Genomic DNA, 25,444 nt, shown 5'->3' on the forward strand with positions numbered 1-25,444 from the left:
GAACATATGAAATTTTCAATTATTATACCTGCCTATAATGTAGCGGATTATTTAGAAAAATGTGTTAAGAGTGTCTTAATTCAAGAATTTAAAGATTATGAAATTTTGATCATAAATGATGGGTCAACTGACGCTACTGCAATAGTCGCTGACAAATTGTCTGTGGAGAATACCAATAAAGTAAGGGTGTTAAATCAAACAAATGGCGGAGCTTCAAAAGCAAGAAATACAGGTATTGAGTCTGCTCGGGGAGAGTACTTATTGTTTTTAGATGGTGATGACTTTTGGAGTGATCAGCACTTTTTGAATCAACTTGATGAAATAACTACAGAATGTATTGATGATGTTATCGTTTTTGGCTACAGTTATTTTTATGATGATAGAATTTTAGATTTCCCTATATCTATGTTTGAGGAAAATATTTTAAAAGCTACTTGCTTTGGAATATTTAATGGTCCAAATTGGAATAAGTGTGTATCGAAAAAATTATTTCAAAACGGCCTGAAATTTCCAGAGGGAATGGTATCTGAGGATAGTTTATATTGTTCTCGGATCTTAAAAATGACAAAGAAATTTTCAATTCTTAATAGTACTCAATACATGTATCGACAGAACCGCAAAGGAAGTTTGACTAATGTCGTGAAAGAAAAAAATGTTCAAGATACTCTTGAAGGAATCAGGACGGGACTTTCTGACTTGAAGAACTATTCAGTTGAAATTCAAAAAGCTTTAAATATCTATTTTGCAATCTCATATATCTCTATATTACCTTATGTAAATCAATACATTGATAATTTTAAAATTAAAGAGTTGCTTTATCAGTATAAGTATTTGCTCCAGTATGCAAAATGTATAGAGAACCGAGCATTTAAATTAACAGGTCTATTAGCCAATTTATTGGGGATAAAATTTTCAATAAAACTATTTCCTGTTTTATTGAAGTTTTATAAATAGAGTGGATTAGTTATGAAAGGAAAAATATGTCTAAACCAGCTATTTCAGTTATTATTCCAGTTTATAATGCACAAGACGGGATTAAACGCTGTGTAGATTCTCTTTTGAATCAATCATTTAAGAATTTTGAAATTATTCTTCTGAATGATGGTTCGAAAGATAACTCTTTAAATATTTTAAAAGAATATGAATTGAAGTATAGTTTTGTAAGAGTAATTGACAAACAAAATGAAGGAGTTGCAGTAACTAGAAATAAGGGGATTCTTCTAGCTGAGGGAGAATATACTATGTTCATGGATAATGATGATTTTGTTGATAGTGATTACATTGAAACTTTTTATCAGGCTATCCATGAGAAAAAGCTAGACTTGGTTATTGGTGGGTACAAACGTGTTAATAAGGATAATCAGATTATCTTTAGTCAAGATATACAGCAGTCAGAGTGGTCCAAGTATATTATAATGGCTCCTTGGGCCAAAGTTTACCGCACGGAGTTCTTGAAAACGAACAATCTAGAATTTTTTGACTATGGTATAGGAGAAGATATCGTTTTTAACCTAGCTGCCTATAAGACAACAGATAAAATAGGATTATTAGACTATAAAGGATATAATTGGTATTACAATAATCAGAGTATTTCTAACACTTCTCAGAGAGGTTTTTCTCCTAAAATTGATATTTTAGTTCTTTTTTCAAAAATATTAGAGCTGGGTAAGCCATCTGAGCTAGTAGTATACTATTTGAAAAGATATTATGTTTGGTATTTGCTTTTTTCTGGGAGATCCTCATCAGATCAGGAGTTTATTCATCAGTATATTAGGATTAAGGAATGGTTAAAAGAGAATAAACTCATCAGTACTATCTCTCCGTTGTCTAAGAAGGTTCAGGGCGAAAGGTTTCAGACTAAAATTTCACTTATTGTTTTTTTGAGCTTAGAGAAGTTAAGGTTAGTTCCATTATTTGCTAAAATTTATTGTAAAGGGAAGAAAGATAATTGAAAGTTTTAATGATAATTCCTGCTTATAATGAGGAAGAAAGTATTTTAAATACAGTTATGAGCATTGTAGAATATCGGAAGAAAGTTGATTTTGACTTAGACTACGTAGTTATCAATGATGGGTCAATTGACAGAACCAAAGAGATTTTGGATAGTCATCATCTGAATGCTATCCATTTGGTGATGAACTTGGGGATTGGCGGAGCTGTTCAGACGGGCTATAAGTATGCTCTTGAGAAGGATTATGATGTGGCCGTACAGTTTGATGGAGATGGTCAGCATGATATTGAGTCGCTTGGTGCTTTGCTGGAGCCTATTCGTCGACAGCAGGCGGATTTGGTTGTTGGTTCTCGTTTTATCGGTGACAAGGCTTCGGAGTTTCAGACGACTTTTATGCGGCGTTTTGGTATTACCATTATTTCAGCTTTTATTAAATTAACAACTGGTACAAGGATTTTGGATACCACATCAGGCTATCGTTTGGCTAATCGAGACATTATTCGACAATTCGCTGCGCGCTATCCTATCAAGTACCCTGAGCCGGAATCAATCGTCCATATCTTGAAGCGGAAATATAAAGTGGTGGAAGCACCAGCCAATATGTTTGAACGTGCAGGAGGAGTCTCTTCGATTACTCCGATTAAGTCCATTCGCTATATGATTGAAGTTTGCTCTTCGATTTTGATTGCTGCTTTTATGAAAGAGAGTGAATAATGTCCATTTTGTCTATTGTTATGCTAGTGGCTTCAGTTCTATTCCTGTATTTTGTCTTTCGGAATATCAATCAAAACAATATTTTGTTTGAGCAAGCCTTTATGTGGATTATTATTGGCTTTGTACTGATTGTTATCTCTATTTTTGATTGGATTCCAGTTTCGATTGCTAAATTGTTAGGCTTTGAACTGACCTCAAACTTTGTCATGTCCTTGGCCATCTTTTTCCTGCTGGTTATTGTTTTTTTACATACTATTTCTATTTCAAAGCAAAAGGAGCAAATCAAGCAGTTGGTGCAAGAACTGTCCATCATGAAGCAAAGAATGTCTAAGTTAGAGAGTGAAAAAGATGAAAAATAACCATACCTGGGTGATTTGTGCCTTTGGCGAAAGTGAATTTTTGGAAGATTGTATCCTGTCTTTGCATGCTCAAACCTTGCCTTCAAAAATTATCTGCTATAGCTCAACACCGCTGGATTCAATCAAGCAATTGTGCCAGAAGTACGGTATTCCTTTTTATACGAAAGAAGGCGGAGGTATCGGTAAGGACTGGAACAATGCCCTTTCCTTTGTAGAGACTTCTTATGCTACCATTGCCCACCAGGATGACTACTATGAGCCAACTTATCTAGAAGCAGTGATGCAAAAAATAGAGCAGTCGAAGGATATTCTCATTGCCTATACAGACTACTTTGAAGAGAAAAATGGAGTCAAAATTCCGGCTAATACCAATCTGAAAATCAAGACTCTCATGCTTAAAACCTTGAATCTGATGCCGGCCAACCGTTTTTGGAGAAATCGGGTCCTGGCTTTTGGCAATCCCATTTCCTGTCCGGCGGTGACTTACAACTTAGAGGCATTAAGCGATTTTCGATTTGATGAGGAAATGCGCGTGAGTCTGGATTGGTATGCTTGGTACAAGATTAGCGCCTATAAGGGTCGCTTTGCTTATATTTCCGAGAAGCTTATGTGCCACCGGATTCATGGAGAGTCTGAAACAACCAAGACTATTTCAGATAACACTCGAACCAAAGAGGACTTGTTCATGTATCAGCTTTTCTGGCCCAAGTGGGTGGCTAATCTGATAAATAAAGCATACATGAAGAGTCAAGACGCTAACTCAAACTAATAGAGTTATTTACAAGGAAAGTATATGAAAGATTTAATATCTGTTGTTGTAACTTGTTACAACCATCAAGATTACATTGAACAGTGTTTGCGCAGTATTTTTGCTCAGACCTATCGAAATATTGAGTTACTGGTATTGGATGATGGCTCCTCTGACCATTCTGCTGAAATCATAGAGGCTGTCTTGGCGGCTTCCCCTTTTCCAACGCGGTTTGAAAGTCATGAAAATATGGGAGTCGTTAAGACAAGAAACAAGGCTTTGCAGCAAATTCAAGGCACTTATTTTATTTTTGTGGATAGTGACGATTTTCTGGATTCGGACTATATTGAGAGTTTCTACACAAGCATGGTGCAAGAGGAGGCAGATATTGTCTATGGTGATTTGTATGACCCTGATAAAAAGGAGTTTTACCTTAAATCACGGCCCTATGACAAGCTAGCTTTCTTAACGGAGAATTATATTTCCAACTGTTCCCTCATTCGTCGTTCGGTAGCTGATGGTATTTATTATGATGAAGCGCTGAATCGTGAAAAACTGGAGGACTATGATTTTCTTTTAAACTTAATTATCAATCAAGGCGCGAAACCAGTTTATGATGCAAAAACAAAGCTGAATTACCGGGTCTTTGATAAGGAATCAATCTCTAAACGGGATTCTACGAGATATCATTACGAAATGTATCTGAAAATCCTGCGTAAGTATGTGAGACAGATACCAGATGATATTTACCAAGCTCTGGGCAAGAATATATTTACACTAGAAGGTCGTTTGGATGAGTTGATTCAGCATATGGATAAAGTGAACGACTATGTTCTTGAACTGCAGGAGGATCAGCGGCAGTTACATAAAAATCTAGACTCCTTGAAATCCAGACTGAGAACGATAAAAGAACAGCGAGATGAGGCTATTCAGGAGCAGTTTCGTATTCGCCGCTCTATTTCCTATCGACTGGGGAATGGCATGATTACGCCATTGAAACGTCTGGCTCAGATAATCAAGAATCCTCTCAGTATCAAAGCTGTTTTAAGTCGGATTAAGAAACAGCTGGTTCGTCTAAAACGTAACGCTAAGTCTCCTAAGGTTTATTACTATCAAAGGCTGCGGAATTCTCAACGAGCAAAAGCTTTAGCTTCAGTTTCAAGCGGCGAAAAAGTCTTAGTCTATGTCATTTTTGAATCCGAGCCACGCTTGCAGCAGTATAAGACTATCTTTTTAGAAAAGTTAGCAGCTTTGGCTGATAAGACTCTCATCGTCGTGAATGGCGGTCTGGCAGCAGAAGATACAGAAATCTTGGAGCAGTATGGGCAAGTCTTGGTGCGGGATAATAGTGGCTATGATACGGCAGCTTTTCGTGAAGGCATTCTTTCCTTAGGAAAGGAAACGCTGCAGCATTGCTCTCAGCTGATGCTCGTCAATGACACCAATATCGGACCTATGAGTGATTTGGCGGCTGTCTTTCAAACTATGGCTGGCAGAAATCTGGACTTTTGGGGAATTTCCTATGGTGAGACCCAGGAAGATATCACTGGTTTTAACCGCTATGGCTACATTCCCAATCACCTACAGTCTTATTTTTTGGTGATTGAGCCTTTGCTGCTTCAGTCCGAAGAATTCTACGACTATTGGCAAGTGCTGACTGATACGGATTCAAGGGAAGAGGCTATCGGAAAGCATGAAACGACTTTTACCAAGTACTTTGCTGACTTGGGCTATCGCTACGATGCCTTGGTTCACGAAAATCAGGATTCGGCCATGTACATTCATCCATTAAGGATGTTAAAGGCGGGCAGTCCTCTGATTAAGTATACTTCTTTGAAGAATTATGATGATCAGCAGTTTTTATGGCAAGGTCTGGAAAGAGAGTCAGAGGTTCCTGATGTATTGGACTATGTTCGGGAGAAGACAGATTATCCAGTAGAAATTCTTGAGAATATAGTTCAAAAATTCAAAGATGTGCCTCGTGATCAATATATTCTCATCATTGACGGTGTAGAGAACATCATTCCGCAGTGTACGCGCTACCGTGTGCTCAATAAGGCAGAGCAGCTTAGAAAGAATGGCTTTGCTGTGAAAGTGGTTAATGCGTCTGAATTTAGTCTGGCTCAGGCCCAGTATGCTAGCCACATCATTATCTACCGCGCTCCTTGGTCTGCTCAGCTCCAGCTTTTATGTGATTTGGCTCGGGAGGAGCATAAGCCAGTCTATTTTGATATTGATGATTTGGTATTTGATACCCTTTATACGGACCAGCTGAGTTATACCCAAGGCTTATCTGAGAAGGAAAAGGGGAATTACGATGCTGGAGTGAAGAATTATGGGAAAATGCTGGCGGCTTGTGATGGGGCGATTACCTCCACTAATCAGTTAAAAGAGGAATTGCTCAAATACAAGGACTCCGTCCTGCTGAATCGTAATCTGGCGTCCAGCGAATTGATTGCCGTCAGCTCGCAGTTCATGAAGGAAGATTTTGCTGCAGATGACAAAATCAAAATCGGTTATTTCTCTGGCTCCATCAGCCACAATGAAAATTTTGAGCTCATCAAGCCGGCTATCAAAGAAGTGCTGGACAATTACCCAACCGTGGAGCTTCATATTGTAGGCCACTTGGATATCCCGCAGGATATGAAACAATATACGCAGCGTATTGTCGTCCATGAGTATGTGGACTGGAAGGCCTTGCCTCAGTTGATTAGTCAGGTTGATATTAATCTGGCTCCGTTGGTTGACTCAGTCTTTAATCGGGCTAAGTCAGAAATCAAGTGGATAGAAGCAGCTCTAGTCAAGGTACCAACGATTGCCAGTCATATCGGGGCCTTTGCAGACATGATGATTGACGGTCAGACGGGTCTTTTGGCTAAAGATAGTGAATGGAAAGAAAAGCTGGAAAGCCTGATTCTTTCTGCGGATTTACGTAGAGAACTAGCGGAGAACGCCTACGCTTTTGTAATAGAAAATTGCAGTTTAGATAAAAAAGATGAAATGGTGACTTATTTTGAAAAGAAATAAAGAAGTAAAAGTCGAGAATATTTTCTTATTATTGGCAAGTATCTTTGTTTTGACTTTTATGATTGCACAGCCGATTAATCGGGTGCCTGATGAGACCAATCACGCTCGTATGACATGGGAAATCTTCCATAAACCGACCAATCGAACATATAAATGGATGGACAAAATCCCATCCACTCCGAATGTCTCGCCGGCAGAGTACAAGCAGTTGTTCTCAGAGAAGATAGATCTGGCGCAAGAAGAGTTTACCTTTGGCTTTAATCTCAAGGCTATCTCTTTCCTGCCTCAGCTCCTAGGTATGACCTTGGGAAGCATGCTTTATCCGTCAGTAGGCTTCATCGTGATGATGGGGCGGCTCTTTAATGCCTTGGCCTATATCATCGGGGTTTATCTGCTGATTAAATACTTCAAATATGGCAAAAAAGCTCTGCTTTTCCTATCTCTTTTGCCTATTATGGTCCAGCAGGCAGCTTCTCTCTCTTACGATGTGATGAACTACCTGGAAATTATGTTGGCGGTTGGCTTTTTGACCAATATTGCCTATCATAAGAAATTCACTAATAGAAATGTACTGGAGCTTTTGGTGATTTCTATAGGCCTCTTTGTCACCAAGCCGAATAATGTTCTTTTATTAGGCTTACTGCCTTTTGTTGACTTTGAATTTGAAGGATTCCTTGCGGTTCTGAACAAGCCTTTTTTTGCAACCAAAGCTTTTGTAGCTCGTTATCGCATTATCTTTTATGTGCTTGGCTTTGCTACTTTCTTTCTTGCCCTGCATCTAGCCTTTCGCAATCAGGGTGGGCTCTTGCACTATGGCCAAGTCTTATTGAATACGCTCTTTAAGCAAAGTGTCAATGGCGACTTGAATACGATTTTGACAATTGGTATGTTTGGCTTTTTGGGCAATTTCACCATTCAACTGCCTCTATGGCTGATTTTTATCGATGTGGCTGTCTTAGCTATCATCTTCTTGCAGTCGCAGAAAGATTTTATGACCAAGGGCTACACAGTCATGTCGCGTTATCTGTTTCTGGTTCAAGTGATTGCTGTTGTGTCAATTATGTATCTGCAGTGGACGCCCATCGTCTTAGGTAAAGGGGCCATGATATCGGTTGGTGCTCAGGGACGTTATTTTACACCCTTCCTGATTTTACTACTACCAACTGTTGCTAATCTAGGAACCTTGGACATTAAAGACAGAGTGGTGAATCGAATGATGGTTGGGACTCTGGTAGCTAACTTCTTAGTTTCCCTCTACTTGATGGTGCCCTTTTATTGGAATGTATTAGGATAAGCTATGAAAAAAAAGATATTATTCATTTCGCCGACTGGAACGCTGGATAATGGAGCTGAAATCTCTATTGTCAATTTGATGGAATACTTGGTCCAGACGGGCCATCAGGTTATCAATGCGATTCCGGATTATCATGTAGCAGTTCAGCAGGACTATATATCCAGCTTGGCAGCCTTGGCTATTGAGACTATAGCCTTGCCGTCAGTTAAATGGTGGTGGGAGGATGCGCCTGGTGGCCTGCCGGACAGTCCTGAGTCTAGAGCTCGGTCTTATCAGGATAATACCTCAGCGCTCAGAAAGATATTAACGGAGCGAAAGATTGATTTGGTTATTACTAACACGGTCAATATGTTTCAAGGTGCAGTGGCAGCGGCCTGCGAGAATGTTCCGCATTTCTGGCTGATTCATGAATTTCCTGACGGAGAGTTTGGTTACTATAAGGAAAAGCTAGATTTTATCAGTGATTATTCGCAGGAAATATTTGCAGTTAGAGGAGCCTTGCAAAGACAGTTACAGGAGCTGCTGCCAAATAGAAAAGTCTTGTCTTTTGCCCCTTTTACGAAAATTCAGCCTACTGACACAGGAGAAAAGGATGGAGCCGAAAGGCGTATTGTGTCAGTTGGACGTTTGACAGAGCGTAAGAATCAATTAGAATTGATAAAAGCATATAACCAGCTATCTCAGCCAAAACCGGCCTTGGTTTTTATCGGTTCCTGGGATGATGAGTACAAAAAAAGATGCGATACCTATATCTCCGAACACCATGTCAAAAATATTAGCTTCCTGGGACACAAGGACAATCCTTGGGCAGAGGTGATGGAAGCAGATCTTGCGGTATTTCCGTCTGCAATGGAAACCTTTGGCTTAGTCTATATTGAAGCGATTATGAATGGCCTTCCGACCATATTGTCGGACAATCCTGGTCATCTATCCGCCTATGAAATCTTTGAAGAAGGTCAGCTGTATTCATCTGGCAATATCGAGGAGTTGGCTGATAAGATAAACATTGCCTTGGCAAACTTTGAGAGATTAAAAGATCAGGCGGTGGCCAATCTTGGTAAAATCCAAGAGCGATACACAGTTCAGAGTGTTTACCAGACCTTATTGGATAAGATTGAAAACACTGAAATATACAAGTCTAACTCTTTGCGTCATGTCAAGTGCTTATTGGATACAAATTTACCTTCTCAACCAGCAGGCTCTTTCTTACGAAAAGTGAAAAATAAGTTGCTTTCTGGCAGAAGAGGTTAAAGAAAGAAAAGGACAAGTGCAGCCGCGGCTCTACCTGTCCTTTTTGTATTATACAAACACACTAGAAAGTGGTATAATAGAATGGATTGTAAAATCTTGAATTGAGGGAAATCATGAAACATGTCTTCATCATCGGGAGTCGGGGACTTCCTGCCAAATATGGAGGATTTGAAACCTTTGTCGAAAAATTGACAGAGAATCAAATCTCTTCTCAAATCCAGTATCATGTGGCTTGCTTATCAGATGATGAAGCTTTTCATCATTTTGACTACAAGGGAGTAGACTGCTTTACAGTCAAGCCACCTAAGCTTGGTCCTGCCCGAGTAATTGCCTATGATATGATGGCTGTCTCCTACGCCCTCAAGTTTGCTAAGAAAGAGCAGATTGAGCAGCCAATTTTTTACATTCTTGGAAATACGATTGGTGCTTTTATCCTTCCCTTTGCTCGTCGTATTCATCAGGCAGGCGGTAAATTCTTTATCAATCCTGACGGGTTGGAGTGGAAGCGGGCCAAGTGGTCTAAGCCAGTCCAAGCCTATCTCAAGTATTCTGAGAAGGTCATGACCAAGCATGCAGACTTGGTTATAGCGGACAATCAAGGCATCGAAAGCTATATTCAAAAAGCTTATCCTTGGTCTAAAACGACCTGTATCGCTTATGGAACCGACGTTTATATGTCCAATCTGACGGAAAACGAAGGCAAGGTCAGGGTCTTCTTTGAAAAGTGGGCCAGTAAGGAAAAAGACTATTACCTCATTGTCGGACGCTTCGTTCCGGAGAACAACTATGAAACCATCATTCAAGAGTTCATGAAATCCAAAACCCAACGTGACTTGATGATTATCTGCAATCATGAGGGAAATCCCTATTTTGAAGAACTCAAGCAGAAAACGGGCTTTGACCGTGATTCTCGCATTAAATTTGTTGGAACGGTCTATGATCAGAATCTGCTCAAATATATCCGAAATCATGCTTTTGCATACATACATGGCCACGAGGTTGGCGGTACCAATCCGGGACTCTTGGAAGCACTGGCTCAGACAGATGCCAATCTGGTGCTGGATGTGGACTTCAATCGGAAGGTAGCAAAAGAAACGGCTCTGTACTGGAAAAAAGAACCCGGCCAGCTGGCCCAGCTGATTGACCGAGTAGATGCTCAAACAGAGTTTACGGAGCTAGGTCAAGCCGCCAAAGAAAATATGAAAGAAAACTACACATGGGAAAAAATTGTGGGTGAATACGAGGATTTATTTTTATCATGATAGTGACCATTCTTTTGTCCACCTATAATGGGGAACGGTTTCTGGCCGAGCAGATTAAGAGTATTCAAGAGCAGACATATAGAGACTGGCAGCTGCTGATTCGTGATGATGGCTCTACAGATGGAACGCGGGCTGTCATCGAAGACTTTTGTCGCAAGGATGACCGCATTTCCTTTATCAATCGGGAAAATCCACAAAATCTGGGTGTCATTCAGAGTTTTCATAGCCTGCTTCAATACCAAGATTCGGATTTCTATCTCTTTAGCGACCAAGATGACGTTTGGCTGCCAGACAAGATTGCCATTCAGTTAGCTGAGGCAGACAAATATGATAGCAGTCAGCCCTTGCTGGTTTATACTGACTTGAAAGTCGTGGATCAAGAGCTACAAGTTGTTCACGAAAGTATGATTCGCACTCAGTCGGATCACGCTAATACAGAACTGGTCCAAGAGTTGACAGAGAATACGGTGACGGGCGGTGTTTCTATGATAAATCGCGCCTTGGCCCAACTTTGGACTGGGAAGGAAGAGCATGAACTGCTCATGCACGATTGGTATCTGGGCTTGCTGGCTGCGGCTTTTGGCAATCTAGTCTATATTGACAAGCCAGGTGAGCTCTATCGCCAGCATTCGAATAATGTGCTAGGAGCTCGAACGCTCAAAAAACGCTTAAAAAACTGGGTTCGTCCCCATGTTCTTTTTGCCAAATATTGGAAGTTGATAAAAGACAGTCAGACCCAGGCCAGAAATTTGCTGGTACTGCCGCTGACTGCTGAAAATAGAGAGTTAATTGAGAACTTTGTGACTATTATGGAGGTGCCTTTTAAGGAGCGCTGGCGCAGGATTCGTCAGTATGGCTACCGTAAAAACCGCACTTTCCATACCCTTGTTTTTACGAGCCTCATTCTCACAAAGTTTGCTTATAAGGAGTAATATTCATGGATTTTTTTAGTAAAAAAAATCGTATTCTTTTGAAAGAATTAATCAAGACGGATTTTAAGTTGCGTTATCAAGGGTCCTTGGTCGGCTATCTCTGGTCGATTTTGAAGCCATTGATGATGTTTACTATCATGTATCTGGTCTTTGTCCGCTTTTTGCGCTTTGATGATGGGACACCCCACTATACAGTAGGGCTTTTGCTGGGGATGGTTTTCTGGTCTTTCTTTACCGAAGCCACCAACATGGGCATGCTTTCCATCGTGTCTCGGGGAGATTTGCTTCGTAAATTAAACTTTCCTAAGCATACCATCGTCTTTTCATCAGTTCTTGGAGCAGCTATCAATTTTCTGATTAATCTGGTCGTTGTTTTCCTCTTCGCCTTGATTAATCAGGTGAAATTCGGCTTGCATACGCTGGTGATTATTCCTCTTTTTCTGGAGGTATTGGTCTTGGCAATGGGCTGCGCCCTCATGCTGTCTTCCTTGTTTGTAAAGTATCGCGATATTGGACCGATTTGGGAAGTGGCTCTTCAAGCTGGAATGTACGCCAGCCCCATTATCTACTCTCTGAACTTCCTTTTGAAAGGTAAAAACATTTTTGTCGCTAAAATTATGATGCTCAATCCGATTGCCCAGATGCTGCAGGACATGCGCCATTTCATCGTTTCTCCTGTCAATGTCAGAGGCTGGGACATCGTGAATAACAAACTAATCGCCCTCATTCCCTACTTGATTCCTTTTGTGATATTGGCTCTAGGTTTGTTCTTCTTTAATAAAAATGCTAAGAGATTTGCGGAGATTTTATAATGTCAAATAATATTGCAGTAAAAGTCGACCATGTAAGTAAATTCTTTCGATTGCCTACTGAGGCTACTCAGAGTTTGAGAACCAGTTTAGTCAATCGTTTTAAGGGGATCAAAGGCTACAAAGAACAGCATGTTTTGAAAGATATTTCCTTTGAAGTTGAAAAAGGGGACTTCTACGGAATTGTCGGCCGCAATGGCTCTGGTAAGTCCACCCTTCTGAAAATTATCTCTGAGATTTATATTCCGGAGAAGGGCAAGGTAACTATTGACGGTAAGTTGGTTTCTTTTATTGAGCTGGGTGTCGGTTTTAATCCAGAACTAACTGGCCGCGAAAATGTCTATATGAATGGTGCCATGCTGGGATTCTCAACAGAAGAAGTAGATGCCATGTACGATGATATCGTGGAGTTTGCTGAGCTGGGCGAGTTTATGAACCAAAAGCTCAAGAACTACTCCAGCGGTATGCAAGTGCGTCTGGCCTTTTCTGTGGCCATCAAGGCTCAGGGTGATATTCTGATTTTGGATGAGGTCTTGGCTGTTGGAGACGAAGCCTTTCAGCGTAAGTGTAATGACTACTTCAAAGATCGTAAGGAGTCGGGCAAGACGACCATTCTGGTGACCCATGACATGGGAGCTGTTAAAAAGTATTGTAATAAGGCTGTCTTGATTGAAAATGGCTTGGTCAAGGCTATCGGTAATCCTGATGATGTGGCCAACCAGTACAGTCTGGACAATGCGACTGAAACAAAAGCCATGAATGAAGGATTCCAGGTTGAGAATGCAGCAGTTTCTGATTTGAAGGTTAAGCTCTTGCATTCGCCTCAGATTTCACCTGAACAAGAGATTGAATTTGAAATTTCTTATCGGGTAAATCAAGACCTACCGACCTATGTTTCCTTTTCTCTGACAGATATCGATCGAACTATCTGGCTTTACAATGATAATTCCATGGATCAGCCAACAGAAGGACCTGGACAGAAGTGCTTGACTTACAAGTGTCATGTGTCACAGATAAATAACGCTAAGTTAAAACTGCAGGTTTCGGTGAGGGATCAAGAAGAACAAATTTTAGCCTTTGCAGACTCTCAGAACAACCCAGTTATCTTAGTCAATCGTCAGGATATTAAGGATGACGATGTCTCTGCTAAGGATTCTGCCACTGGCTTAATCCAGCGTAATGGCAGTTGGAAGATTTCTCAATCATAAAGAATAAGGTATTTTCATGGAACGAATATTACTCTATGTTCATTTCAATAAATGCAATCATATAAGCGGTCATGTCTTCTATCAATTGGAGCAGCTAAAGCCGCTTTTTTCTAAGATTATTTTTATTTCAAATAGTCCTTTGAGCAATGAGGACAAATGCCGGCTGAGAGAAGACTTGGGCATTTCTGACTTGCTTGAGCGAGACAACCGAGGCTTTGACTTTGCGGCTTGGCGTGACGGTATGGACTGGCTGGGTTTTGACACTTTGCAGAACTCAGATTCTCTGACTCTCATGAACGACACTTGCTTTGGTCCGCTATGGGATTTAGAGCCGATTTATAAGCGCTTTGAAGCGGATTCGCAAGTCGATTTTTGGGGAATGACTAATTTCCGCAAGACTAAGTATTTTGAAGAACACCTGCAGAGCTACTTTGTCACCTTTAAGCAGTCAGTTCTTAAAGACAAGGTTTTCTATGAATTTTGGTCTCAGGTAGAAGATTTTACTGACGTTCAAGATGTGATAGACCATTACGAGACCCAGTTTACCAAGCGCTTTGTAGAGGCGGGATTCAGTTATCAAGCTCTCCTTGATACCCGTCAGGAAGAAGCAGGAGAATTGGTTCATCCAGACTTTTCCTACTATAAGCCACTTAAGATTCTGGAAGCGAAGCTTCCTTTTCTAAAGGTCAAGGCTCTCACGGGTAATCCTTTTTTGGCTAGGTATTTGCTGGAAGATCTTGAAACCAACTCATCCTATCCGACTTCCCTGATTAGGGAACACCTGTTCTATCATTTTGGTCCAGACCTTCCTTGTTTGCTAGAGGATAAGTATTTGTCTCAGGCAACTTCGAACTATCGGACAGATCAGCCTGTCCTCCTGCATATCCATGTAACGGATTTTTCTATTTTTCAGCAGTATCAGAACAAGCTATTCTCTCTATCGTCTCAGTACCAGTACTTAGTGACAACAGATCAGCCAGAAGTGCTGAAACAGCTGCAGACAGCGCTGGCTCATCTGGACAATAAAGTTCAGCTTGTCCTAAGTCAGAAATCGCATCCCTTGCTTGCCATGCTAGAGCAGAATGAAATTCTGCAAAAATATGCTTATATCGGCCATCTATCTACTCATAGATTGGTGGAGAATCAGACTGTTTTTGACCAAGCTATGCGCTCTGATTTGATAAATATGATGGTGGATTATGCGGATGCAAGTATAGAAGCGCTAGCGCAGGAGTCTGCTGTAGGTCTGGTTATTCCGGATTTGCCGCGCCTAGTCAGAGATGGCTTGTTTGAGTCAGAGCCGCCGCGTCCAAGGCTATCTGCTGTCTGGCAGGAAGCTGGTTTACATAAGTCTTTTGACTTTATAACTGCCCCTTCTCTGACGAGAGTCTATGGCGGCTTCTTATGGTTCAAATATTCTGCTTGGGCTAGTGTGTTCCAGATGAAGAGCTTAGAAAGTTTGCCATCCTCTGAGCAGGAGTTTTCTGATGTTTTAGAGCATTTATTGGTTTATCTAGCTTGGGACAGTCATTATGACTTCAAGATTATGCCCTTATCTTCCCTCCCCTCTTTACTGGACTTGCAGAGGAAAAGGGAAGAGTTGACCGAGCAAAAAGAAAAATTAAGTCAGAAAAATTTATCTCAAAAGATACGAAATCGTTTGTTCAATCTTTTAAAGAAAAAGTGAGATTCTTAATTCACAAAAATCTCGCTAGAGAATATAACTATTTACCAGAAAGAAAAATGAAATTTTTACTCAAACACTATAAGCAGTTCTCATACCTGCTAATTAGTTTTTTACTTTTAGATACAGTCGCTGTTACAACAGTCTTACTATTGGAGGAAGGCGAAGATTTGCGGAATTATCCAGCCTTGTGGCTGGCCTTTCTGATGCTGCTCCCTCTTTTGTTTGGCTTGGGCAAGCTTTTGTCTCAGCTCTTCAGCAAAAGATTCTTTATATGGTCAGCTATTATTTACGCTCTCTATACAGGATTTTCTTACTTACTGACAGTAACGCAGCATGTCAATGATTTTGAGTTCAAAGCAGATCGAGTGTTTAGCAATCATTTTTGGCAGTTTAACTCCCTACCTGGCTTGCTTTTGATTTTCTTATTTGCTTATAGTTTTATTCATTTTCCAAAGCTTAAAAAACGCTTCCCAGGTAAGTTCCTGCAAGTTACTAAGAAAAACAGAGAGGTGCTGGAAAATCTTTTTCTATCTCAGCTCTTCCTATTTCTTGCTTTGATGGACAATAAGATGCCGGAATTGCTGCATCACCAAAGCTATTTAGTGAATTTCCTTGAGGAAGGCAGGTTGGAAATAACGCAGAACTTTATGCTAACTTTCCTCTGCCTTATCGCACTTATCTTTATCCTGCTTTCTTTTCCAAGCTTTCTAGCTGTTAAGGGATTGCGCGATCTCGCTCAGAATAAGGCCAGTGTTTCTGTTGCTTTGGTGCTAAGTGCATCATTTGCCCTTATATTTAACTATACTATCCAAAATAGTATCCGAGGAGATGTGATTGTTTTGGATCAGTACCTTTTCACTGGAGCCAGTCTCTTTCAAATCATTGTCTTTTTCATGATTTTTATGGCTCTTTACCTAATTTTCAATCATTTTCTCCTGCCAACCATGCTGATAACAGCCTTAGTGGTGATTGCCACCATAGCTAGCAGTCTGAAATTCCAGTATCGCCAAGAGCCAATTTTGCCTAGCGATATGGTCTGGCTGAGAAATCCTAAGACCCTCTTTGATTTTCTTGGAGGGAATTATGGATTTTATGCTATCTTGGGACTAGTTGCTCTAGGCGCTCTCTATTGGTATTTGCGCAAGAAAATCTTGCCAGGAAAGCTCATTACTGTTCTTAAATACCAGCTCCTCTTGCTAGTCCTGCCCCTGGTCTTTTTCTTGGGAGTCATGGATATATTTGCCACTAAAAAAAATGGCAAAATAGTAGAGAATATTCCAGTTATTTCGGTCTTGAATAATTACCATGACCTGACTTGGATGGGAAATACTGTCAATTCACAGCTGCGCTCCCTTTCCTTTGTCTGGTTTTCACAGATGTCGGATACAACCATGATCGAACCGCGTGGCTATTCTAAGGAAAAGATTCAAGAGATAGAAAAAAAGTATAAGAATGTTGCGGAAGCTATTAACAAAGAACGCCAGAATAAAATCGAAGATCAAACAGTCATTTATCTCCTAAGTGAAAGTTTTTCTGACCCTGCTCGGGTTGACGGCGTTACTATGTCTGAGAATCCAATTCCTTATATTCAGGAAGTTAAAACTCGCACCACCAGTGGACTTATGAAGTCAGATGGTTATGGTGGAGGAACAGCCAACATGGAATTTCAGACCCTGACTGGTTTGCCTTTTTATAATCTGTCTCCATCTATTTCGGTTCTCTATACTGAGATTGTCCCGAAGATGAATAGATTCCCTTCCATTAGCGATGCTTATTCATCTAAGAATCGGACAGTAATCCATCTGGCTTCTCCTAGCAATTATGCAAGAAATGTCATTTACCAAGATTTGGGATTTGATACCTTTATTCACTATGGTACCAAAGGCCTGAAAGGTGATAATATAGGTGGTAATTACAGCGATCAAACGACTTATAATCAAGTCTTGGAGCATTTGAATGGCAAGCAGGGACAGTTTTTCTCTGTCATGACCATGCAGAACCACATGCCTTGGAGTGAGCCCAATCCTGTCTACATGTCTGCCAGCTATCCTGACTTTAGCAAGGAAGGGAACGAATCTCTTTCTAGCTATGTCAGAATGCTTTACCATACAGATCAGGCGACCAAGGATTTTCTTGAGAAGCTTTCAAAGGTAGATAAAAAAGTAACAGTCGTCTTTTATGGCGATCATCTGCCAAGTCTCTATCCTCAGTCAGCCTTTAAAGAAGATCCAGAAAGCCAATATCTGACAGATTATTTCGTTTGGAGCAATTATGAAACTCCTAAACTCGATTATCCAAGAGTCAATTCTAGTGATTTCTCCGCTCTCTTACTGGAGCAGACAAATTCCAAAGTATCACCTTACTATGCTTTACTGACAGAAGTCTTGCATAAGGCTAGCGTGGATAAAAAGGAATTGGACGAAGAAGCACAAGAAATAGCAGATGACTTGAAACTGATTGAGTATGATATGGTCAAAGGAAAGGGCTACTTGTCTGATAGCTTCTTTAAGACAGCAAAATCATAAATAAAAAAATAGAATAGGCAAGTCTACCTGTTCTATTTTTTCTTAATTTATGCTAAACTAGTAATATGGGGGTGTGAGCATGATAAAGATTTTCGGTAAGGTTCGCTATCACTGGCAGCCAGATGTAGCTATCCTGATAATATATTGGTCTTTATCGGTCATTCCGATTTTTGTTGGCCTGGCTTTGATGTATGAAAGCTCACGAGTGCCGACTCTTGTTCTGTTTTCTTTCTTCTTGTTCATGGTTTTGCTGGGAATGGGGGTTCATCGTTATTTTACCATTTATGGCGATGGAACCTTGCGAATCATCACAGCCAATCCCTTTACTCCGATAAAGGTCAAGATTTCAGATATTGAAAAAGTCGAAGTGACTAAGACGTCAATTACCTTATATTTTAAAGGTCAGAGCCGTAGCCGGAGTTTTTGTATGCGCAAGTGGCCTAAGAAATATTTTGTCAATGCCCTGGCCCTTAATGAGCATTTTAAGGGTGAGGTAGAATTAGTAGATAATTTTACCCATATTGACTATTTTGAAGCTTACTATGGCAGTCAGACCAAAAAATCCTAGTCTTTCAAAAGAGCTCGGGTTGGGCAGTTTTTGATGGCTTCCACGACATCGGGATCCTCAGCGATTTCCTTTTCTAGGAGCTGGTCGTCCTGGTAAAATTTGACGATGCCATTGTCATGATAGTCAAAAAGATCTGAGTAGGTTTGACAAAGCCCACAGGCAATGCACCGTTCGGGAATGAGTGTTACTTTCATACCCATATTGTAATAAGATTTTAAGAAAAACTCAAGGAGGAAGTCATGGAAAAAGAACCATGGGAAGAAGATGTATACGATAACGGAGAAGATAAGTTGAAACGAACTAAGAAGTTTAGCGCTTTGAATGCAGACCGCTTGTTGACCATATTAACCATTATTTTCTGTATTTTAGTGGTTGCGGTGGTGTGCTTCTTGACCTATCTGTCTACTGGAGGAAGTAATAGACAGACCCAAATGGAAGGTTTCTACGGCACTTCAGCAGCAAGTTCCAGCAGTGAAGCGTCCTCTTCAGCAACAGAGCAGACAGAGGCTAATACTACAGAATCATCTGAGGGAACTCTGACTGTCCAACCTGGTGAAGGTGAGGCATCCATTGCGGCGCGTGCAGGTATTTCCATTGCCAAGCTGGAACAGCTTAACCCTTCTCATATGTCAACTGGATCTTGGTATGCCAATCCAGGTGATGTTGTGAAGATTGAGTAGGAGCCAAGCATGAAACAGATTCAAATTGCGATTGATGGTCCAGCTTCCAGTGGAAAATCGACCGTTGCCAAGATTATTGCCAAGGATTTTGGCTATACTTATTTAGATACAGGAGCCATGTATCGGGCTGCAACCTATCTGGCTCTGCGGCATCAACTGACAGAAGCGGATGCTAGTGAAATTGTCGAGTTGCTCAATAATCATTCGGTCAGTTTTGGTCGAGCGGAAGATGGTGAGCAGCTAGTCTTTGTCGGCGACGTGGATGTGACTCACCCAATTCGGGAAAATGAAGTTACCAATAATGTTTCCTGGGTATCTGCCATTCCTCAAGTCCGTGAGAAACTGGTGGCCTTGCAGCAGCAAATTGCAGCTCAGGGAGGGATTGTCATGGATGGCCGTGATATTGGAACAGTTGTCTTGCCTCAGGCTGAGCTCAAGATTTATCTGGTAGCTTCGGTTGATGAAAGAGCTGAGCGCCGTTACAAGGAAAATCTATCTAAAGGCATTCCTGCTGACTTGGAGAAACTGAAAGAAGAAATTGCAGAGCGGGATTATAAGGATAGTCACCGCGAGGTTTCGCCACTGAAGCCGGCAGAAGATGCCGTACATTTTGATACCACGGGCGTTGGTATTTCTGAAGTTGTTGCATTTATCAAAGAAAAAGCGAAAAAAATCATTGACAAATAAAATGAAACTTGATATGATAGTAGAGTTGAGAAAAGCAGAAGTGAGAGCTTCTCGCCTTGCGACTAACGTTGTCTGGCTCTACAGGATTCAATTTCAGTAATGAAATACTATCGTGTAGTGCGGGTTTGCGTTAGCAGGTCCGCACTTGTTTTTCTCTAAAAATAAAAAAAGAGGTGAAAACCATAGCAAAACAAGACTTATTCATCAATGATGAAATTCGTGTGCGTGAAGTTCGCTTGATCGGTCTTGACGGCGAACAATTAGGTATTAAACCGCTAAGCGAAGCGCAGTCTCTTGCGGATGAAGCAAATGTCGATTTGGTCCTGATTCAGCCACAAGCTAAACCACCTGTTGCAAAAATTATGGACTACGGTAAGTTCAAATTTGAGTACCAGAAAAAACAAAAAGAACAACGCAAGAAACAAAGTGTTGTTACTGTGAAGGAAGTCCGTCTTAGTCCAACCATCGACAAGGGAGACTTTGACACTAAACTTCGCAACGCACGCAAGTTCCTTGAAAAAGGAAATAAAATAAAGGTATCTATCCGTTTCAAAGGCCGGATGATTACCCACAAAGAAATCGGGGCTAAAGTTTTAGCAGATTTTGCTGAAGCGACTCAGGATGTTGCTATCATTGAGCAAAAGCCTAAGATGGATGGACGTCAGATGTTCATGCAGATGGCGCCAATTCCTGACAAAAAATAGATTGTCAGAAAGATAGAAAAAGGAGAAAACATTATGCCAAAACAAAAAACACACCGCGCATCAGCTAAACGTTTCAAACGTACAGGTTCTGGTGGCTTGAAACGTTTCCGTGCTTACACTTCTCACCGTTTCCACGGAAAGACTAAGAAACAACGCCGTCATCTTCGCAAAGCAGGAATGGTGCATGCAGGAGATTTCAAGCGTATCAAAGCAATGCTTACAGGTCTGAAATAAGAGCTACTGTAACGATTATCTAGGAAATATTGGAGGAAATATAAATGGCACGTGTTAAAGGTGGCGTTGTATCACGCAAACGCCGTAAACGTATTTTAAAATTAGCTAAAGGTTACTATGGAGCAAAACATATCTTGTTCCGTACTGCAAAAGAGCAAGTAATGAACTCTTACTACTATGCATACCGTGACCGTCGTCAGAAAAAACGTGATTTCCGCAAACTTTGGATCACTCGTATCAATGCGGCAGCTCGTTTGAATGGACTTTCATACTCACAATTAATGCATGGTTTGAAATTGGCTGAGATTGAAGTGAACCGTAAAATGTTGGCCGACTTGGCTGTTAACGATGCAGCAGCTTTCACAGCTCTTGCAGATGCAGCTAAAGCTAAGCTTGGTAAATAATTAAAATAAGAACTGAGGATTTCCTTGGTTCTTTTTCGATAACTCTTAATGAAAAAAAGTATGAAGAGAGAAATGGCCTGCCATGCCACTTATAGTATAGATAAAGGCTTGTTACTGATAAGACAGCTTTCATGGTAAAGCTAGTTAAAAATAGGGATTTGCGATATAATAGAAAAAACAGATACTTATGTGAAAAAAATCAGTAGAATGGAGAAATTATGTCAGAGAATCGTTTAGCTTGGGATCAGTATTTTGCGGCTCAGGCTCTCTTAATCGCTAATCGCTCAACCTGCAAGCGGGCCAAGGTTGGCGCTGTCTTGGTCAAGGACAATAAGGTTATTTCAACTGGTTACAATGGCTCGGTTTCAGGGACTGAGCACTGTATTGACCACGAGTGTTTGGTTATTGACGGTCACTGCGTACGGACCTTGCATGCTGAGGTCAATGCCATCTTGCAAGGAGCTGAGCGGGGGATTCCCAAGGGCTTTACGGCTTATGTGACCCATTTTCCCTGCCTCAATTGTACCAAGCAACTGCTTCAGGTCGGCTGCAAACGGGTGGTCTACATCAACCAATATCGGATAGATGACTATGCTCAGTATCTCTACAAGGAGAAAGAGGTGGAATTGGTTCATTTGCCGCTGGATGATGTCAAGAAGGCCATCGCTCAGACGGATTTGGTTTAGGCGAGAAGTTCTGGAGGTAAAAGGAGAAGGCAGATGAATGATAAATTGGCAGCCGCTTGGCAGTATTTCTTTGAAGGACAGTTAAATAAGGCCGAAGAACTAGAGCAGCAGCTGGAAAAAGATTCCTTTAGCCGCTGAAATTTACGGGCCTATCTAGCTGTAGAAAGGCAGGATTATCAGAATGCTTTTGCAAATTTAGAGGCTTATCTGATTCAGGCTCAGAAAGGAAGTGATAGAGAAAATGAGCATATCGCTTATCATCAGCTAGCTTATGTTGCTAGATCTGCGGGAGATTTTTGTCAAGCTTTAGAGTGGATTGAAAAAGAAGCTGCTTTCCTAGCGAAGTATTTCCCAGATGACCATTATCGTCAATCAGTTAATCTCTATGAGCTAGGCTATCTAAATCTTAAATTAGGCCGATTGGCTCAAGCTCAGGATTTTATGCAAAAGTCACATATCTATTCTATGGAGTCAGATGATGTGGTAAATCATGCATGTAGTTGCCGAGGCTTGGGTGAAATTGCTCAAGCTTTGGGAAATCTACAAGCAGCAAAATCCAACTTTGCGGCTGCTATCAGACTTTTTGACCAAGCTGGTGATGATATTGGTAAGGCGGAAGTAGAAGAGCTATTAGCAAGCTGCCCTTAGTTTATCATTGAATATAGCTATAGTTTCTGACTATAACTTTTTCTATTAAAAAAATTCTGAATTTTTTAGCGAAAAGTGGTATAATGAGAAAGTTATATAGTCCCGATAAGGTGGTAGGAAACTTCTATCAGTACTTTGTAACTCGCAAACAATGACGGCTCCAAAAGTCGCACGTCATTCTACGGTTGCCGCTATTCTGCGGTCAACCTATGCGTCTTACTAGCCTCAGAAATAAAAAGGTATTGTTTTTATTTCTTTCGCGTCGTAACTCGCAGGTGACAAGATTTTCATCATTTTGGAGTTTGTTTATTTGTTTAATATTTTTTAAGGGGGGACATTTCTATGTCAGAACGTAAACTTTTCACGTCTGAGTCTGTATCGGAGGGACATCCCGATAAGATTGCAGACCAAATTTCCGATGCTATTTTGGATGCTGTCTTGAGTCAGGATCCAGATGCCCATGTGGCTGCTGAAACAGCAGTTTATACGGGCTCGGTTCATGTTTTTGGTGAGATTTCAACTACAGCTTATGTAGACATTAACCGTTTGGTTCGTGATACCATTGCAGAGATTGGCTACACCAATACAGAGTATGGATTTTCAGCCGAGACAGTCGGTGTGCATCCGTCTTTGGTAGAGCAGTCACCAGATATTGCTCAGGGAGTCAATGAAGCTTTGGAGGTTCGTGGGAATGCGGACCAAGATCCATTGGACTTGATTGGTGCTGGCGACCAAGGGCTTATGTTTGGCTTTGCTGTGGATGAAACGCCAGAACTCATGCCGCTGCCTATCTCGCTCAGTCACAAGCTAGTCCGTCGATTGGCGGAATTGCGCAAATCAGGAGAGATTGCCTATCTGCGTCCAGATGCTAAGTCACAGGTGACCGTTGAATATGATGAAAATGACCAGCCTGTGCGTGTGGATACAGTGGTTATTTCGACCCAGCATGACCCAGAAGCGACCAATGAAGAGATTCATCGTGATGTGATTGAAAAGGTGATTAAAGCAGTCATCCCAGCCCAATATTTGGATGAGAAGACAAAATTCTTCATCAATCCAACCGGCCGTTTTGTAATTGGCGGTCCGCAAGGGGATTCTGGCTTGACAGGACGCAAGATTATTGTGGATACTTACGGCGGTTATGCTCGTCACGGCGGCGGCGCCTTCTCTGGTAAGGATGCAACTAAGGTTGACCGCTCAGCTTCATACGCAGCTCGCTACATTGCTAAAAATATCGTGGCTGCTGGATTGGCTAAGAAAGCAGAAGTGCAGCTAGCCTATGCTATTGGTGTGGCTCAGCCGGTTTCTGTTCGAATTGATACTTTTGGAACTGGTATTGTTGCAGAAAGCAAATTACAGGAAGCGGTTCGTCAGATTTTTGATCTGCGTCCGGCCGGTATCATTCAAATGCTGGATTTGAAACGGCCGATCTATCGTCAGACAGCAGCTTATGGCCACATGGGTAGGACAGACATTGACCTGCCTTGGGAAAAGTTGGATAAGGTAGAGGCTTTGAAAGCAGCTGTGCAGTAAGAAGACAGTTCTCAATCGTAATGATTGGGAACTTTTCTGTTTTTTAAAGAAAAATTCATTTCTATACAGGCAACTTTTAAAAGGCAAGCAATCTAGCCTCGCGCTTCTTTCATTTTTTGCAATACTGTTTTTTCTGAAAAATTATTGAAAAGCGATTTTCCCTGTTTCATTTTAATTTCAATTGTCTTATTTATCTAAAAGTATAGGAAATTTCCCGAATCTGTGGTATAATAAATGGCAATACCTTGAAAGAGCTTTATTTTAAACATGAAAAAAATTGTAATACATGGTGGTCGCCCCTTAAAAGGAGAGGTGACTATTAATGGTGCTAAAAACAGTGTCGTTGCCTTGATTCCGGCTGTGATTCTGGCGGATGATATTGTAACATTGGATGGCGTTCCGGATATTTCGGACGTGGATAGTCTGATTGATATTATGATTGCCATGGGGGCTAGTGTTACTCGCTCTGAGGACAGTCTGACGATTGATCCGCGTGGTATCCAAAACGTCCCTATGCCTTATGGAAAGATCAACAGTCTAAGAGCTTCCTATTATTTCTATGGCAGTTTGCTTGGTCGCTATGGTGAAGCAACGGTAGGTCTACCTGGTGGCTGTGACTTGGGGCCGCGTCCTATTGACTTGCATCTCAAGGCTTTTGAAGCTATGGGAGCCAAGATGACCATGGACGGCAACTACATGAACCTATCCACAGGAGGCCAGCAGCTGAAAGGCGCTAGCATTTATATGGATACGGTCAGTGTGGGTGCTACCATCAATACTATGTTAGCTGCTGTCAAGGCCAAAGGTCGGACTATTATTGAAAATGCAGCGAGAGAGCCAGAAATCATTGATGTGGCAACTCTCTTGAACAATATGGGAGCGCACATCCGTGGAGCAGGAACTGATATTATTACGATTGAGGGGGTTCCACACCTTCATGGAACGCGTCATCAAGTAATTCCTGACCGTATCGAGGCAGGAACTTATATCGCCCTTGCTGCAGCTATTGGTCAGGGAATTCAGATTAATAATGTCCTTTATGAGCATTTGGAGAGTTTTATTGCCAAGCTTGAGGAAATGGGTGTTCGGATGACGGTTTCTGAAGACAGCATTTTTGTCGAAGAGCAGCAAACTCTGAGAGCTATAAACATTAAGACTTCCCCTTATCCAGGCTTTGCAACTGACCTACAACAGCCTATTACTCCGCTCTTGCTGACGGCTAATGGCCACGGTAAGATTACGGACACGATCTATGAGAAGCGGGTTAACCATGTGGCGGAGCTGGCTAAGATGGCAGGTAAGATTTCGACCAGCAGCGATCAGATTGTCTATGAAGGACCAAATCAACTGCAGGGAGCTCAGGTCAAGGCGACCGATTTACGAGCAGGAGCTGCCTTGGTTATTGCAGGTTTGATGGCTCAAGGAAAGACAGAGATTACTAATATCGAGTTTATCCTGCGCGGCTATTCTAATATTATTGAAAAATTAACAAGTTTGGGTGCAGATATCCAGTTGATAGAAGAATAAGCGTTT

The 25,444-nt window shown here is 41.2% G+C and carries 24 protein-coding genes and 2 pseudogenes; 24 read left to right on the forward strand and 2 right to left on the reverse strand.

Annotation, left to right across the window (positions count from 1 at the left end; genetic code table 11):
• The first annotated feature begins 6 nt into the window (after nt 1-6).
• The 15 genes from FFV08_04500 to FFV08_04570 all read left to right on the forward strand — a co-directional run bounded on the left by FFV08_04500 (nt 7) and on the right by FFV08_04570 (nt 18,335).
• The gene (locus FFV08_04500; protein ID QLB51975.1) at nt 7-954 is read left to right on the forward strand and encodes a glycosyltransferase family 2 protein; all 948 of its coding nucleotides are present in this window, start codon (nt 7-9) and stop codon (nt 952-954) included.
• Nucleotides 955-980: 26 nt separating this feature from the next.
• Nucleotides 981-1,952 (forward strand): glycosyltransferase, encoded by a 972-nt coding sequence (locus tag FFV08_04505; protein QLB51976.1) that lies wholly within the window; start codon nt 981-983, stop codon nt 1,950-1,952.
• Between the two features lie 8 nt (nt 1,953-1,960).
• The gene (locus tag FFV08_04510; protein QLB53269.1) at nt 1,961-2,665 is read left to right on the forward strand and encodes a glycosyltransferase family 2 protein; all 705 of its coding nucleotides are present in this window, start codon (nt 1,961-1,963) and stop codon (nt 2,663-2,665) included.
• The gene (locus FFV08_04515) at nt 2,665-3,024 is read left to right on the forward strand and encodes a DUF2304 domain-containing protein (GenBank protein QLB51977.1); all 360 of its coding nucleotides are present in this window, start codon (nt 2,665-2,667) and stop codon (nt 3,022-3,024) included. Before FFV08_04510 ends, FFV08_04515 begins: the two co-directional genes overlap by 1 nt.
• On the forward strand, nt 3,014-3,793 hold the full coding sequence (locus FFV08_04520; GenBank protein ID QLB51978.1) for a glycosyltransferase: 780 nt from the start codon (nt 3,014-3,016) through the stop codon (nt 3,791-3,793). The genes FFV08_04515 and FFV08_04520 overlap by 11 nt, the downstream gene beginning before the upstream one ends.
• A 24-nt stretch (nt 3,794-3,817) precedes the next feature.
• Nucleotides 3,818-6,799 (forward strand): glycosyltransferase, encoded by a 2,982-nt coding sequence (locus tag FFV08_04525; GenBank protein QLB51979.1) that lies wholly within the window; start codon nt 3,818-3,820, stop codon nt 6,797-6,799.
• Nucleotides 6,786-8,093 carry a DUF2142 domain-containing protein gene (locus FFV08_04530; GenBank protein ID QLB51980.1) on the forward strand — a complete coding sequence of 436 codons (1,308 nt, stop codon included), beginning with the start codon at nt 6,786-6,788 and terminating at the stop codon, nt 8,091-8,093. The genes FFV08_04525 and FFV08_04530 overlap by 14 nt, the downstream gene beginning before the upstream one ends.
• 3 nt (nt 8,094-8,096) lie before the next feature.
• Entirely contained in the window at nt 8,097-9,344 is a 1,248-nt protein-coding gene (locus FFV08_04535; protein QLB51981.1) for a glycosyltransferase family 4 protein, read from the forward strand.
• A 113-nt stretch (nt 9,345-9,457) separates the two neighbouring features.
• The gene (locus tag FFV08_04540) at nt 9,458-10,606 is read left to right on the forward strand and encodes a glycosyltransferase family 1 protein (protein ID QLB51982.1); all 1,149 of its coding nucleotides are present in this window, start codon (nt 9,458-9,460) and stop codon (nt 10,604-10,606) included.
• Entirely contained in the window at nt 10,603-11,538 is a 936-nt protein-coding gene (locus FFV08_04545) for a glycosyltransferase family 2 protein (GenBank protein ID QLB51983.1), read from the forward strand. Before FFV08_04540 ends, FFV08_04545 begins: the two co-directional genes overlap by 4 nt.
• A 5-nt stretch (nt 11,539-11,543) precedes the next feature.
• Nucleotides 11,544-12,350, forward strand: coding sequence for an ABC transporter permease (locus tag FFV08_04550; protein ID QLB51984.1), 807 nt, complete (start codon nt 11,544-11,546; stop codon nt 12,348-12,350).
• Nucleotides 12,350-13,555, forward strand: coding sequence for an ABC transporter ATP-binding protein (locus FFV08_04555; GenBank protein ID QLB51985.1), 1,206 nt, complete (start codon nt 12,350-12,352; stop codon nt 13,553-13,555). The genes FFV08_04550 and FFV08_04555 overlap by 1 nt, the downstream gene beginning before the upstream one ends.
• Before the next feature lie 16 nt (nt 13,556-13,571).
• Entirely contained in the window at nt 13,572-15,242 is a 1,671-nt protein-coding gene (locus FFV08_04560; protein ID QLB51986.1) for a lipopolysaccharide biosynthesis protein, read from the forward strand.
• Nucleotides 15,239-17,767 (forward strand): LTA synthase family protein, encoded by a 2,529-nt coding sequence (locus tag FFV08_04565; GenBank protein QLB51987.1) that lies wholly within the window; start codon nt 15,239-15,241, stop codon nt 17,765-17,767. Before FFV08_04560 ends, FFV08_04565 begins: the two co-directional genes overlap by 4 nt.
• A 79-nt stretch (nt 17,768-17,846) precedes the next feature.
• Nucleotides 17,847-18,335, forward strand: a complete 489-nt coding sequence (locus tag FFV08_04570; GenBank protein QLB51988.1) for an EbsA protein — start codon at nt 17,847-17,849, stop codon at nt 18,333-18,335.
• On the opposite strand, the gene FFV08_04575 is transcribed toward FFV08_04570, so the two are convergent.
• The gene (locus tag FFV08_04575) at nt 18,332-18,535 is read right to left on the reverse strand and encodes a ferredoxin (protein QLB51989.1); all 204 of its coding nucleotides are present in this window, start codon (nt 18,533-18,535) and stop codon (nt 18,332-18,334) included. The genes FFV08_04570 and FFV08_04575 overlap by 4 nt on opposite strands.
• A 39-nt stretch (nt 18,536-18,574) precedes the next feature.
• On the opposite strand from FFV08_04575, the gene FFV08_04580 reads away from it, so the two are divergent.
• The 7 genes and pseudogenes from FFV08_04580 to FFV08_04610 all read left to right on the forward strand — a co-directional run bounded on the left by FFV08_04580 (nt 18,575) and on the right by FFV08_04610 (nt 22,378).
• Nucleotides 18,575-19,015 (forward strand): LysM peptidoglycan-binding domain-containing protein, encoded by a 441-nt coding sequence (locus FFV08_04580; protein QLB51990.1) that lies wholly within the window; start codon nt 18,575-18,577, stop codon nt 19,013-19,015.
• A 9-nt stretch (nt 19,016-19,024) separates the two neighbouring features.
• Nucleotides 19,025-19,702, forward strand: coding sequence for a (d)CMP kinase (locus tag FFV08_04585; protein ID QLB51991.1), 678 nt, complete (start codon nt 19,025-19,027; stop codon nt 19,700-19,702).
• Nucleotides 19,703-19,875: 173 nt separating this feature from the next.
• The gene (infC, locus tag FFV08_04590) at nt 19,876-20,406 is read left to right on the forward strand and encodes a translation initiation factor IF-3 (GenBank protein QLB51992.1); all 531 of its coding nucleotides are present in this window, start codon (nt 19,876-19,878) and stop codon (nt 20,404-20,406) included.
• Between the two features lie 33 nt (nt 20,407-20,439).
• Nucleotides 20,440-20,640: a 50S ribosomal protein L35 gene (rpmI, locus tag FFV08_04595; protein ID QLB51993.1), complete on the forward strand. Its 201-nt coding sequence runs from the start codon at nt 20,440-20,442 to the stop codon at nt 20,638-20,640.
• Between the two features lie 44 nt (nt 20,641-20,684).
• Nucleotides 20,685-21,044: a 50S ribosomal protein L20 gene (rplT, locus tag FFV08_04600; protein QLB51994.1), complete on the forward strand. Its 360-nt coding sequence runs from the start codon at nt 20,685-20,687 to the stop codon at nt 21,042-21,044.
• Nucleotides 21,045-21,262: 218 nt separating this feature from the next.
• On the forward strand, nt 21,263-21,730 hold the full coding sequence (locus FFV08_04605; GenBank protein QLB51995.1) for a deoxycytidylate deaminase: 468 nt from the start codon (nt 21,263-21,265) through the stop codon (nt 21,728-21,730).
• Between the two features lie 33 nt (nt 21,731-21,763).
• Nucleotides 21,764-22,378 (forward strand): annotated as a pseudogene (locus FFV08_04610) (tetratricopeptide repeat protein).
• Nucleotides 22,379-22,423: 45 nt separating this feature from the next.
• Here the strand turns inward: FFV08_04610 and FFV08_04615 are convergent.
• Nucleotides 22,424-22,688, reverse strand: a pseudogene (locus FFV08_04615) (hypothetical protein).
• A 32-nt stretch (nt 22,689-22,720) separates the two neighbouring features.
• Between FFV08_04615 and FFV08_04620 the strand changes: the two are divergent.
• Together FFV08_04620 and FFV08_04625 are read left to right on the forward strand one after the other, a co-directional pair.
• Nucleotides 22,721-23,911: a methionine adenosyltransferase gene (locus FFV08_04620; protein ID QLB51996.1), complete on the forward strand. Its 1,191-nt coding sequence runs from the start codon at nt 22,721-22,723 to the stop codon at nt 23,909-23,911.
• Between the two features lie 267 nt (nt 23,912-24,178).
• Nucleotides 24,179-25,438: a UDP-N-acetylglucosamine 1-carboxyvinyltransferase gene (locus tag FFV08_04625; protein ID QLB51997.1), complete on the forward strand. Its 1,260-nt coding sequence runs from the start codon at nt 24,179-24,181 to the stop codon at nt 25,436-25,438.
• Nucleotides 25,439-25,444 lie beyond the last annotated feature (6 nt).

The organism is Streptococcus sanguinis (genome assembly GCA_013378335.1).
In the GTDB taxonomy this organism is placed as follows: Bacteria; Bacillota; Bacilli; order Lactobacillales; family Streptococcaceae; genus Streptococcus; species Streptococcus sanguinis_I.